At 64.1% G+C, this 11,890-nt stretch carries 12 protein-coding genes and 1 tRNA gene; 5 read left to right on the forward strand and 8 right to left on the reverse strand.

Annotation, left to right across the window (positions count from 1 at the left end):
- The first annotated feature begins 78 nt into the window (after window positions 1–78).
- Window positions 79–154 (forward strand) — tRNA-Ala (locus tag MQW79_RS12155).
- 60 nt (window positions 155–214) lie between these two features.
- Here the strand turns inward: MQW79_RS12155 and MQW79_RS12160 are convergent.
- From MQW79_RS12160 to MQW79_RS12180, 5 genes are all read right to left on the reverse strand, one after another.
- The gene (locus MQW79_RS12160; RefSeq protein WP_476584739.1) at window positions 215–1,447 is read right to left on the reverse strand and encodes an OpgC family protein; all 1,233 of its coding nucleotides are present in this window, start codon (window positions 1,445–1,447) and stop codon (window positions 215–217) included.
- The gene (gene mdoH, locus MQW79_RS12165; protein WP_476584740.1) at window positions 1,434–3,200 is read right to left on the reverse strand and encodes a glucans biosynthesis glucosyltransferase MdoH; all 1,767 of its coding nucleotides are present in this window, start codon (window positions 3,198–3,200) and stop codon (window positions 1,434–1,436) included. Before mdoH ends, MQW79_RS12160 begins: the two co-directional genes overlap by 14 nt.
- An 11-nt stretch (window positions 3,201–3,211) precedes the next feature.
- Complete coding sequence (locus MQW79_RS12170) at window positions 3,212–3,349, reverse strand: hypothetical protein (RefSeq protein ID WP_476584741.1); 138 nt, start codon at window positions 3,347–3,349, stop codon at window positions 3,212–3,214.
- Window positions 3,346–4,941: an OpgD/OpgG family glucan biosynthesis protein gene (locus tag MQW79_RS12175; protein WP_476584742.1), complete on the reverse strand. Its 1,596-nt coding sequence runs from the start codon at window positions 4,939–4,941 to the stop codon at window positions 3,346–3,348. Before MQW79_RS12175 ends, MQW79_RS12170 begins: the two co-directional genes overlap by 4 nt.
- Before the next feature lie 318 nt (window positions 4,942–5,259).
- Window positions 5,260–6,030, reverse strand: coding sequence for a FadR/GntR family transcriptional regulator (locus MQW79_RS12180; RefSeq protein WP_476584743.1), 771 nt, complete (start codon window positions 6,028–6,030; stop codon window positions 5,260–5,262).
- Between the two features lie 152 nt (window positions 6,031–6,182).
- Between MQW79_RS12180 and MQW79_RS12185 the strand changes: the two genes are divergently transcribed.
- Complete coding sequence (locus tag MQW79_RS12185; protein ID WP_476584744.1) at window positions 6,183–7,571, forward strand: M20/M25/M40 family metallo-hydrolase; 1,389 nt, start codon at window positions 6,183–6,185, stop codon at window positions 7,569–7,571.
- Between the two features lie 151 nt (window positions 7,572–7,722).
- Here MQW79_RS12185 and MQW79_RS12190 read toward each other — a convergent pair whose 3' ends face one another.
- Genes MQW79_RS12190 through deoD form a run of 3 tightly spaced genes read right to left on the reverse strand, consistent with a single transcriptional unit; the run spans window position 7,723 to window position 9,436 of the window.
- Window positions 7,723–8,079, reverse strand: a complete 357-nt coding sequence (locus MQW79_RS12190) for a DUF1304 domain-containing protein (RefSeq protein ID WP_476588225.1) — start codon at window positions 8,077–8,079, stop codon at window positions 7,723–7,725.
- A 23-nt stretch (window positions 8,080–8,102) separates the two neighbouring features.
- Entirely contained in the window at window positions 8,103–8,726 is a 624-nt protein-coding gene (locus MQW79_RS12195; protein ID WP_476584745.1) for a hypothetical protein, read from the reverse strand.
- The gene (gene deoD / locus MQW79_RS12200) at window positions 8,723–9,436 is read right to left on the reverse strand and encodes a purine-nucleoside phosphorylase (RefSeq protein ID WP_476584746.1); all 714 of its coding nucleotides are present in this window, start codon (window positions 9,434–9,436) and stop codon (window positions 8,723–8,725) included. Before deoD ends, MQW79_RS12195 begins: the two co-directional genes overlap by 4 nt.
- A gap of 164 nt (window positions 9,437–9,600) precedes the next feature.
- Between deoD and argC the strand changes: the two genes are divergently transcribed.
- From argC to MQW79_RS12215, 3 genes are all read left to right on the forward strand, one after another.
- Window positions 9,601–10,554, forward strand: a complete 954-nt coding sequence (argC, locus tag MQW79_RS12205; RefSeq protein WP_476584747.1) for an N-acetyl-gamma-glutamyl-phosphate reductase — start codon at window positions 9,601–9,603, stop codon at window positions 10,552–10,554.
- Between the two features lie 291 nt (window positions 10,555–10,845).
- Entirely contained in the window at window positions 10,846–11,451 is a 606-nt protein-coding gene (gene leuD, locus MQW79_RS12210) for a 3-isopropylmalate dehydratase small subunit (protein WP_476584748.1), read from the forward strand.
- 8 nt (window positions 11,452–11,459) lie between these two features.
- Window positions 11,460–11,885, forward strand: a complete 426-nt coding sequence (locus MQW79_RS12215; protein WP_476584749.1) for a GNAT family N-acetyltransferase — start codon at window positions 11,460–11,462, stop codon at window positions 11,883–11,885.
- Window positions 11,886–11,890 lie beyond the last annotated feature (5 nt).

The following is an 11,890-nucleotide window of genomic DNA, read 5'->3' on the forward strand; positions in this document are numbered from 1 at the left end:
CCACGCCCGGAGCGATCACTTCCGCCCGGGCTCCCCCTTGCCCTTGTCCGCGATTTTGTCCATATACGCCCCTGGTGAGGGGCTGTAGCTCAGTTGGGAGAGCGCGTCGTTCGCAATGACGAGGTCAGCGGTTCGATCCCGCTCAGCTCCACCATTTCATACCCGACATGATCAGCGCGTCGAGCGCGCGGGCCGCCCTGCCACGAGCAGGTCGTCAGCCCTGACGGGTCTTTGCGGCCGCTTGCTGTCGCAGGGCAACCGTGTGGTTGAGCACAAGGGCCAGGCCCAGCAGCACGAGCAATCCGGCGCCCAGGATGAGCCCGTCAAAGAGCGGATCGGGTTCGCGGGGCGCTTTCACCACCTGCAGGAAAATGCTGATGACCGTGCCCGTGGCAAACACGGCCAGGCCCTGCCTGCCCATGGCCCGCAGCGGAGACGCCAGGCCTGAGCGTGCAAAGCCCATCATCAGCGGCATGTGGCCCAGGACGTAGAACAGCGCCAGCGCATGAAGGAGCCGCGGCAAGGCCAGGAAGGTCTTGTCGAACCAGGTAATGTAATAGGGTGCGCCGGCATCGGCGATCATGGCCAGCACATCGCGCCCGGCAGCGCCCAGTTCGGGGATTTTCACCCAGAACAGCACCAGGACCAGGAACACCGCCGCCAGCGCATAGAGCACCCGGTTATACCCGATGAAGCTCGAGCCGTTCTTCATGGCCATGCCCGAGAGCAAGCCGATGACAAACAGTATCTGCCAGGAGAGGGGATTGAAGAACCAGCCGCCCGCATTGGGAAAGTTCGGCAGGTTGATGCGGAATTGTCCGGCCAGGGCCCAGAGGGCAATGGAAAGGGTCAGCATCAGCCAGGGGCGCTTGAGGCCGATGAGGATGAAGACCGGCGCCGCCAGCAGCAGCACGGTGTAGAGCGGCAGGATGTTGAGATAACCCAGCTGATGGGTGAGCAACGGGATCCCGATCAGCGATTGCAGCGGATAGCGCAGCACCGGCTCGACATTGTTCTTCATCAGCAGGACCGGCATGTCGAACCACAGCGCCGCCCCCGCAAAGATGGCCAGGCACAGCATGGTAATGGCGATGTGCACGAAGTAGAGCTGCCGCGCACGGGCCCAGACCCGCGCCACCGCCAGCCACAGGCTGCCGCTGCGAAAACCGCTCGAATAGGCAAGGCCCGCCGCCATGCCGGACATGAAGACGAAGGCCTCGGCGGAGTCAGAGAAGCCGTAATTGCGATTGGTGAAGTGCTCGTAGAGCGTGCCCGGCACGTGATTGATGAAGATCATCACCAGAGCGAGGCCCCGGAACATGTCGAGCCGCGGATCGCGTCCCGCAGGTACGCCTTGGCGGCTGGCGTACTGCGGCACCAGAGCATCGCGGAGGCCCTGCCAGGCGCCCATGGCGGTTGAACGGAAGGCGATGTCAGGCAGTGACATGGGAAAGCCTCTTCGTCGCGGCCGGCGCGGCGCGACCTGCAATTGCGGGGTCTGCGCCAGCCCAGGTCGCCAGGATCGCGCGTTGCTCGAGGATGACCGGTGACGGCGCGGCCTCCATTTCGGTGCGGAACAGCCACGGCAGCCGCTGGCGCGTCGGCCTGGATGTAGCCCAGATCAGGAGCGGCGCCACCATGGCGGGAAGTGCGGCCGGCGCCAGCCACAACGCCACCCCGGGTGACACCACCACCATCGTGCCCAGTGCAAGCGTGGCAATCGTCACCATCCACCAGCTGGCGCGCAGCGCATCGCTCAGCGGCACCAGGGTCTGCCCGCGCTCAGTGGCCGGCCAGCCGCCATCAAGCCGCAAGAGGACCTGCAGCACCGAACGGGTCTGCATGAGCAGCATCGTGGGCGCGAGGATAGTCGACAGCAGGATTTCCCCGACCACCGACAGCAGCGCCAGTGGCGTGCCGCCAAAGCGCCGGTTGCATCCGTCGAACAGGCCGCGCAGCAGGATCATCAGCTTGGGCACGACGAGGATCGCGGCCACGCCCACACCCAGCACCCAGAGGGCAACGGGCGCGGGCTCGACGCCGGTAAGGACCGGCGGCAGGTTGGGCAGTATGGCGCCGGCAAGACTGGCAACCATCAGCAGCAGCCAGAGCGGGGAGGCGAGATAGGCCATGATCCCCTGCACAAAGGTGAAGCGGCTCCAGATCTTGAGCCCGGGCGCCGCCAATAGCCGCCCATGCTGCAAATTACCCTGGCACCAGCGGCGGTCGCGCTTGGCATATTCGATGAGATTGTCCGGGGCTTCCTCATAGGAACCCCGGAGCGAGGGATCGACCTCGACCTTCCAGCCGGCGCGGGACAGGAGGGCCGCCTCGACATAGTCATGGCTGAGAATATGCCCGCCAAAGGGGGGCGTTCCGCTGAGCTCGGGCAAACCGCAACTGGCGGCGAAGGCCGACAGGCGCACCATGGCGTTGTGGCCCCAATAGGGTCCCTCGCGTCCCTGCATCTGCGCGGCGCCCCGCGCGAAAGTGGGCGAGAGATAGGCCGCCGAAAACTGAATGGAGCGGCCGAACAGCGTCCGGGCATTGATGATGGTGGGCACGCTCTGAAGCAGGCCCAGTTCGGGATCGGCCTCGAGACGCCGCGCCATGGCGAGGATGGTCTCGCCTTCCATCAGGCTGTCGGCATCCAGGATCAGCGCAAAATCATAGGCCCCGCCCGAGCGGGACACGAAATCCTCGATATTGCCGGCTTTGCGCCCGATATTGCGCTCGCGTCGCCGGTAGAAAATGCGGCCCTCTGCCTGCGGCTCGTGCAGCAAGCGCTCGAACTGCACCACTTCCTCGGCGGCAATCTCCATCGCCTGCGTGTCGGACAGGATGGCGAAATGCACCTGCGCGGCTGCGCCAAGACCGACCAGACTACGGTTCATGGCGGCAATCCGGGAAAAGGTGGCGACCGGGTCTTCATTGTAGATCGGCACAAGGACGACAATGCGCGATGAAAGCGGCCCCCCTTCGGACTGCGTCCGGCGTTCGGGCGAGAACACGCCGAAGATCGCCGCCATGCTGCCCCAGACCAGCCAGAAGCCGCTGACGGCGACCAGGGCGGCGCGCAAGAGGTCCAGAAGGTTCAGCCCACCCTCTCCGGTAAAGCGCACAAACAGCCACGCCCCCGCCAGGCTGAGGCCCGACGCTGCAAGCAAAGCCAGGCAACGAAGCAAGGAGGTGCGAAACATGCCGGGGCCGTTCAGCGACCTGCGAATGGCCATAGCGTCGCGCGAATGGCCTGCATCAGCGTCCGGCTGGGCTCCAGCCGCTGCTTGGGCATGTGCAGCGGTGCGTGAGGGAGACCGGCCTCCAAGGGAAAATCCGTCTGATAATTCATGCCGCCGGCCTCCACTGAAAGAGCCAGGTTTCGGTGAGCTTTCGGCCCAGGCCGACGAGATAGGCCTTCAGCTCGAGCGTCGCGCCCGGTTCCGCCTCGACATCCATGACCAGGCGCCAGGCGCCATTGGCATTGATACGCGAGAGTACGGAATTGCGCATGGTCCCGCCGCCCACCGTCGCCAGGATGTCGATGGGCGTGCCTGCCGGCAGGGCATCGAGTGCACCGCCCTTGAAGTCGACCACGAATTTCCTGAGGCTTGCTTCGTTCTCGACGCCCGAGACACCCCCCACGCCGCCGCGCGTTTCGGCCACATAGGCTATGTCGGGATTGGCATCGGGATCGAGATTTCCCCAGATCAGGCGATAATTGTACTCGCGCTCCTGCCCGGCCAGCGCCGGCTCGGCCGGTATCCAGTAGGCCACGATATTGTCGTCGGCCTCGAGTCTGGCCGGAATTTCGATGAGGCGGACCATGCCCTGCCCCCAGGCGCCGACCGGCTCGACACGGATCGAGGGCCGCCGCTCGTAATGGGCTCCGGCATCCTGATAGGCTTCGAAGTCGCGACCGCGCTGATAGAGCCCGAAAGCCCTGGGATTGGCCTCGGCCAGATAGGAATTGCCCAGCCAGGCGCTGTTGTTGAGCGCCCGCCACATGACTTCGCCGCTTTCCCGCTCGAGCAGAAGCCCGTTGCTGTCATGGACCTGCGGCCGGTAGTCGTCAAAACCGCCACGATTGGCCTCGGCATAGAGGAACATCGAGGTCAGCGGCGCTATGCCCAGTTCCTTGACATCAGTGCGGAAGAAGAGACGCGCGGTGACATCCATCACGCTTTCCTGTGCCGCATCGCTGGCAGGGGTGATGACAAAGCGATAGGCACCGGTGACGCTGGGGCTTTCGAGCGCGGCATAGACGACCAATGGTCCATTCTCCGCCGGCTTTTCGACATAGATCTCGGAAAAGCGCGGAAACTCCTCGGGAACGTCGATCCACGAATTGAGCGCCAGACCGCGTGCGCTGGCGCCATAGATGTTGTCGCGACCCAGCGCCCGGAAATAGCTCGCGCCGAGGAAAGTCACCAGTTCGTCCAGGGACTCGGGCCGGTTGAGCGGATAGTTCACGCGCAACCCGGCCACGCCCGGAAACGGCTCCGCAGCGGCAGCCGCGCCAACGGCCTGATCGTGATAGGTGAAGTCGGCAGGCCCGAAATCCACCGGGCGGGCTGTACCCCCGTCGATTTCGTAGACCTTGACGGGCTCGTTGTAGAGCCAGCCCGGATGGAAGGCCTGCAGGCGATAACCGGCCGGGCTGTCAGCCCATTTGCTGGCATCGCCCCGATACTGGATGAACCTGTAGGCATCATAATCCAGGTTCTGGAACGCCGCCGGCATCTCGATCGAGACCGGCACGTGCGGCTGGCTGGCCATGGCCTTGAGGCGGGCGCTGAAGCTGTCGAAATCGAAGGCGAATTCCGTGGCTTCCTGAGCCAGGAGGGGACGTGTCAGCGATGTCGTGGACGCAAGAAAGAGAAAGAACCCTACCCCCACCAGAACAGAACGGCGATTTGGGAGGCTGTCGTTATGACGCGTCAAGTTCGGTACCCATGCAAAAATCGCCCCGTTCTTGGGCAAACTCGCAACGCCGCCTAGATGGAAAAGTTGTTGCATGGGAGCCATGCAGCTAGGTCATGCCGCGCCCGTCGGACTGTCACATGGCTGTGCAGGAGCCCCAGGCCTGTAGGGCGGCGGTCACACAGGCGACGGCGCTAAGGAAAAGTGGGCGCCCAGAAGGACGTCATAGCCCGCAATTCAACGGCCGGCGGCTCGAGCCAGGCCTTGCCCACGCACAGCGCATGGAGCACTGGAGCAATCAGCGGCGACGACTGGTTCGGCATCAGACCCGCTCAGCTTTCAGGCCGGAGGCGCTTCCATGCGACCGGCAGCGCGATCAAAGCCCTGCGAGATGGCGTCCCGCATGGCGAGGCGCGCCGCGGCCGGATCGCCGTCACGAATGGCCTCCGCGATGCGCCGATGCACGCCGACCGTTACCGCCAGGGCTTCCGGGTCGTTGACCGGCGAGGAAATGGTGAAGGCCGCGGTCAGCGCCATTTCCACCAGCGCGCTGATGGAAGCCATGAAGGGATTGCCCGAGGCCTCGGCCACCGCCTTGTGGAATTCGAGATCGTAGCGGGCAAAGTCAGCCGGCGTTTCCGAGCCGGCCATGCGGTCGACCCAGCCGATCAGCGCCGCGGCCTCTTCCGGCCCGCAGCGTTCCGCCGCCAGGGCCGCCGCTTCGATTTCGATGCCGATGCGCACCTCGGCCAGGCTCCTGAGGAAGGAGACATCGGGACCCAGCTCGAAGAACCAGGCCAGAACGTCGGCATCGAACAGGTTCCAGCGGTTGCGCGGCAGGACGCGGGTGCCGATGCGCGCCCGCGCCTCGATCAGCCCCTTGGCGGCAAGGGTCTTGAGCGCCTCGCGCAGCACCGTGCGCGACACGCCGAAGCGCTCGAGCAATTCGCTGTCCGAGGGCAGGATTGCCCCTTCGGCATAGGTGCCCGAAACGATGGCGAGGCCCAATTCCCACAGCACATCCGAATGCAGGTTCCGCGCCGGATTGCGGCCCGAAAGCGCGGCAATGAGGTCGCCCGAATGCCGTGCGCGTCCACCGGACCTATCCATTGCCACTCCATCTCGTTGCAGTTCGTTCGACCTAATCACAGGCGCATTAGTATGACAATAACGACCAGGGCCACGGACTGGACAGTGCGCCGGCCGCCGCGCCATTGTGCGCCAACCCGATTTGACGGATTCGATACCCAAGGAATAATGCCATGACCAGCCCCGCAACCATCGACGCCGTGCTTGCAGAGGTCGATTCGGGGCTCGATCAGAGCCTTGAGCGTCTGTTTCACCTTTTGCGCATCAAGTCGATCTCCACCGACCCGGCCTATGCGGCTGAGTGTCAGAAGGCCGCCGACTGGATCGCCGCCGAACTCAATGCCCTGGGCTTTGACGCTTCGGCCCGCCCCACGCCCGGCCATCCCGTGGTCGTTGCCCATGGTCCCGAACAGCCCGGCCCGCATGTGCTGTTCTACGCCCATTATGACGTGCAGCCGGTCGATCCGCTCAACCTCTGGCATACCGATCCCTTCGATCCGCAGATCGTCGAAAAGGACGGTCGGAAAGTCATCGTGGCGCGCGGCGCCTCCGACGACAAGGGGCAGATGCTGACCTTCATCGAGGCCTGCCGCGCCTGGAAGGCCGCCACCGGATCGCTGCCCATCCGCGTCTCGCTGATGCTCGAAGGCGAGGAGGAAAGCGGCGGCAAGAACCTGCCGCCCTTCATGCAGGACAATGCCGCCGAGCTGAAAGCCGACATTGCGCTGGTCTGCGACACCGACATGTGGGATCGCCAGACGCCCTCGATCACCACCATGCTGCGCGGCCTCGTGGCCGACGAGATCGAGGTGACGGCGGCCAGCCTCGACCTCCATTCCGGCATGTTCGGCAATGCCGCGCGCAACCCCAATCAGGTGGTCGCCGAAATCATCGCTAGCCTCCGCGCCCCCGATGGCTCGGTCACCCTGCCCGGCTTTTACGATGACGTTGCCGAAATCTCGCCCGAACTCAAAGCCCAGTGGGCCGGCCTCGGCTTTGACGACAAGGCCTTCCTCGGCGATGTGGGCCTCAACACCCCGGCCGGCGAGGCGGGCCGCTCGGTGCTCGAAATGCTCTGGGCCCGCCCGACCTGCGAGATCAACGGCATGAGCGGCGGTTATACCGGCGACGGTTTTAAAACCGTCATCCCCTCCAAGGCATCGGCCAAGATTTCCTTCCGCCTCGTCTCGGGCATGCAGCCCGAAAAAATCCGCGCCGCCTTCCGCGCCCATGTCGAGAACATGCTGCCGCCCGATTGCACGGTAAAATTCACCGCCCATGGCGGCTCGCCGGCCATCACCGTGCCATCAGATGGCGAATTTTTGCGCCAGGCCCTGTCCGGCCTCACCGCCGAATGGAACAAGCAGGCGGTCATAACAGGCGCCGGCGGTTCAATCCCTGTCGTCGGCGAATTCAAGAAGATCCTCGGCCTCGACACGCTGCTGATCGGCTTTGCCCATATCGACGACCAGATCCACTCGCCCAACGAGAAATACGACCTCGAAAGCTACCACCGCGGGATTCGCTCGTGGGTGCGTGTGCTCGGTGCGCTGGCGCAGTAGGTTTCTCTACAAGTCACCCCACCCTCAATCCCTCCCCATCGAGGGGAGGAAGGCGCAGGCGCGAATGCCAGTGTTCATTCCCTCCCTCCCCCTTGTGGGGAGGGTAGCGTCGCTCGGCCCTAGGGGCCGTAGCAGAGCTAGGGTGGGGGTATCACCTCAGCACCACCGCAATGATCGCCAGCACTGCCGGCACCGTCTGCACGAACAGGATCTTCCTTGACGCCGTCGCGGCGCCATAGAGCCCGGCCACCGCCACGCAGGCGAGGAAGAACAGCTGGATCTGCCAGGCAAAGGCCGGGTCGGGATGCACGAGGCCCCAGATCAGGCCGGCAACGAGAAAGCCGTTATAAAGCCCCTGATTGCCCGCCAGCACCTTGGTCTGCTCGGCAAATTCGGGCGTCAGGCCAAAAGCCTTGTGGGCCCGGGGCGTGGTCCACCACACCATTTCGAGCAGCACGATATAGATATGGATAAGCGCCACCAGCGCCACCAGCACGAATGCGACTATGGCCAAACCGGCCTCCTTCTTAGCTAACCGTTGAGCTTGGCCAGCAGCTTTTCCATCCGCTCGCGCTTGGCTTTCTGGGTGATACCGGCCAATCGCTCGACAATGGTGGCGATCAGCCCCGGCTTTTCCTCCGGCGTCACCACGCTCGCCGCTTGCTCGGCATAGGTGGGAAACTGGTTCGGCGCCGCATTTCTGAGGCGATTGACGATGATCGGCACCGCCTTGTCGGCATAGCCGGCCTTGGCCAGCTTGGTCAGCAAGGAATTGCAGCGATCCTTGGCAATGACCGAACCCCGATCCGCCGCCGCGATAATCTTGGGCAGTTCCGCCGCAATCTCCCTCGCCCGCACTTCGGCGAGGGAATCGAGCGCGCTCATCGCGCCCCAGACCTGCCGATTGGTGCTGCTGCCCAGCGCTTCAAGGAATACGGGACAATGCCCGCCGATCAGTTCGGGGTCGCGCGCGCCCACCTCATAGAGCACTTTCATCGCGTCATTGCGCTGCCGCGCCGTGCCCGAGCGCACCAGCTCCACCAGCTCGCCCACCGCGGCGCGATCCTTGCCCGCAAAGATCGCTTCGGCCAGCTCAATATTGGGCTGTTCATCCCGCCGGTCCAGGGCCCCGGCCAGGCGATCGGCAATGCTCATGCGTCGACCGCGACGTCGAGCGCCAGCTCCACCATATCCTTCAGGGACGTCTGCCGCGCCTCGGCATCGATCTCTTCATGGGTGATGAGGCAATCGGTCATGGTGCAGATGGTCAGCGCTTTCACCCCGAACCGCGCCGCCAGCGTATAGAGCGCCGCGGCCTCCATCTCGACCCCGATCACCCCATGCTCGGGCAGCTTGTCGTAACCGGCAAAGCCGTCGGCATGATAGAAAATATCGGACGAGAGCATATTGCCGGCGTGATATTTCAGCCCCTTCGCATCGGCCTTGTCGGCCGCCGAGCGCAAGAGGCCAAAATCGGCGATGGGCGCAAAATTGAAGGCGCCGAACCGGCCTTTCACAATGGACGAATCCGTCGAGGCGCCCTGCGCCAATATGACATCGCGCACCTTGACCTTGGCATTGAGCCCGCCACAGGTGCCGACGCGGATCAGCGATTGGGCGCCATAGACATTGATCAACTCATGCACATAGATGGCCAGCGACGGCTGGCCCATGCCGCTCGCCTGCACCGAGACCGGCTTGCCCTTCCAGGTGCCGGTATAGCCCAGGCAATTGCGCACCGAATTGACCAGTTTGGGTGCCTCGAAAAACGTCTCGGCAATCCACTTGGCCCGCAGCGGATCGCCCGGCAGCAGCACCGCCTCGGCATAGTCACTTGGCTTGGCGTGATTGTGCGGCGTGGTCATCTCTCTGTCTCCGGCGGATGCTATTGAACCGATCTTTGCCACCCGTGCCGGGCAATGACAATCCCGCCACCGGGAACCCTCTTTCGCCCCAGACGCTAATGTCTTGACGAGCGGGCCGGCCGGCCCCATTTACGAGCCCGCCGCACAAAGGAGGCAAGGGAACAATGGTCGCGAAGATTTTCATCGATGGTGAAGCCGGAACCACGGGTCTGCAGATCCGCGAGCGCCTGGCCGGTCGCCACGACCTCGAAGTCCTCTCCATTGCCCACGACAAGCGCAAGGATCAGGACGAGCGCAAGCGCCTGCTCAATGCCGCCGATGTCGCCATCCTGTGCCTCCCCGATGACGCCGCCAGGGAAAGCGTGCGCCTGATCGAGAACGATACGACCCGCGTCATCGACGCTTCGACCGCCCATCGCGTCGCCGATGGCTGGGCCTATGGCTTTGCCGAAATGGCTGTCGACCAGACCGACGAGATCGCCAGGGCGCGCTACGTGGCCAATCCCGGCTGCTGGCCCCAGGGCCTCATCGCCGCCGCCCGCCCGCTGGTCGAGGCGCGGCTGCTGCCCGGCGATTATCCACTCTCCTATCACGGCGTTTCCGGCTATTCCGGCGGCGGACGACAGATGATCGAGGATTATGAGGCTGAGGGCGACAAGGCCAGCCAGTATATGCCCTATGCCCTGACCTTCGCGCACAAGCACCTGCCGGAAATGGCCCATTACGCCAAGCTCGGCCGCGCCCCGCTGTTCGAACCGGTGGTCGGCAATTTTGCCCAGGGCATGTCGACCTCGCTGCCCCTTCACACCGACATGTCGGCCGAAATTCCCACCGGCAAGCAGCTGCACGAGGCCCTGAGCGATTTCTATGCCGCCATCCCGGACAGCTTTGTCAAAGTCGCACCCTACGATCCGAGCCTTGGCAAGACCGCCGCGCTCGATCCGCAGGCGCATAACGGCACCAATACACTGACCCTGCATGTCTTTGCCAACGACGCAATCAACCAGGCCGTCATCGCGGCGGTCTATGACAATCTGGGCAAGGGCGCCTCGGGGGCCGCCGTGCAGAACCTCAACATCATGCTGGGGGTCAATGCGCGGGAGAGCCTCGCGGGTTGATCACAACGCCTTCCCTCTCCCCTTGAGGGAGAGGGTGGTTTCGTCCGCGTTCAGCGGACAAACCGGGTGAGGGGTTCTCCCCACGCACTGCGCGCCTTCGACACAATCGCAGACCCCTCATCCGCCCTTCGGGCACCTTCTCCCGCAAGGGGAGAAGGGGAACCGTACGCTTCGGTACGGTTTGGCCTTGACCAAAACCCCGCTTTCGCGCGATGACGCTTGCAACAGCGCGCTTGGGTCTGAATGTGCCGACCGGGAAGCGCCAAATGCCCTCGTGAGGTCCAGAGCCCAATGGAAAAATTCACAAGCCTGACCGGTGTCGCGGCGCCCCTGCCGATCATCAATATCGACACCGATATGATCATCCCCAAGCAGTACCTGAAGACCATCAAGCGCACCGGCCTCGGCACCGCGCTGTTCTCGGAAATGCGCTACAATGAGGATGGCTCGGAAAACCCCGATTTCGTCCTCAACAAGCCCGCCTATCGCCAGGCGCAGATCATCATTGCCGGCGACAATTTCGGCTGCGGCTCCAGCCGCGAGCACGCCCCCTGGGCGCTGCTCGACTTCGGCATCCGCTGCGTCATTTCCACCAGCTTTGCCGACATTTTCTACAACAACTGCTTCAAGAACGGCATCCTGCCGCTGGTGGTCACCCCGGAGCAGCTGAAACTTCTGCTCGATGATGCCGAGCGCGGCTCCAATGCCACGCTCTCGATCGACCTCGAGGCCCAGACCATCAAGGGTCCCGATGGCGGCACGCTGCATTTCGACATCGACCCGAGCCGCAAGCAGATCCTGCTCGAAGGCCTCGACGACATTGCCGGCACGCTGAAATCCGACCCGTCCATCTCGGCCTTCGAAGGCAAGATGGCCGCCGAGCGTCCCTGGCTCTAGGGCGCGCCATGGAGATCGTCTTCGAGCCCGATGTGCTGCCCGAAACGCGCGCAGTCATTCTCGAAGGCCTCATCGCCTATAACGGGGAGCAGACCGGACACCGCTTCGGTCCGCCCCGCAACATCGCCATCGCCCTGCGCGACCCCTCCACCGGCAAGGCCGTGGGCGGCCTCACGGCCCGCATCGGCTATAGCCGCATGTTTGTCGAGCTGCTCCATGTCCCCGCGCATCTGCGCGGCCAGGGCTATGGCGCACAACTGATGGGCGAGGCCGAAAAAGCCGCGCGCGATGCGGGCTGCACCGGCATCTGGCTCGATACCTTTTCCTTCCAGGCGCCGGGCTTTTACCACAAGCTCGGCTATACCGAATTCGGCAGCCTCGCCGACTATCCACCCGGATTCACCCGGCATTTCCTTCATAAAACCCTGAGTTGATCCAA

This window comes from Devosia sp. Micro-HW1 (genome assembly GCF_056341075.1).

Coding starts and splice junctions, on each gene's coding strand:
- MQW79_RS12185 (WP_476584744.1), top strand. CDS start 6,183: ATGACCAGCCCCGCAACCATCGACGCCGTGCTTGCAGAGGTCGATTCG.
- leuD (WP_476584748.1), top strand. CDS start 10,846: ATGGAAAAATTCACAAGCCTGACCGGTGTCGCGGCGCCCCTGCCGATC.
- MQW79_RS12160 (WP_476584739.1), bottom strand. CDS start 1,447: ATGTCACTGCCTGACATCGCCTTCCGTTCAACCGCCATGGGCGCCTGG.
- MQW79_RS12215 (WP_476584749.1), top strand. CDS start 11,460: ATGGAGATCGTCTTCGAGCCCGATGTGCTGCCCGAAACGCGCGCAGTC.
- deoD (WP_476584746.1), bottom strand. CDS start 9,436: ATGACCACGCCGCACAATCACGCCAAGCCAAGTGACTATGCCGAGGCG.
- mdoH (WP_476584740.1), bottom strand. CDS start 3,200: ATGTTTCGCACCTCCTTGCTTCGTTGCCTGGCTTTGCTTGCAGCGTCG.
- MQW79_RS12170 (WP_476584741.1), bottom strand. CDS start 3,349: ATGAATTATCAGACGGATTTTCCCTTGGAGGCCGGTCTCCCTCACGCA.
- MQW79_RS12195 (WP_476584745.1), bottom strand. CDS start 8,726: ATGAGCATTGCCGATCGCCTGGCCGGGGCCCTGGACCGGCGGGATGAA.
- MQW79_RS12180 (WP_476584743.1), bottom strand. CDS start 6,030: ATGGATAGGTCCGGTGGACGCGCACGGCATTCGGGCGACCTCATTGCC.
- argC (WP_476584747.1), top strand. CDS start 9,601: ATGGTCGCGAAGATTTTCATCGATGGTGAAGCCGGAACCACGGGTCTG.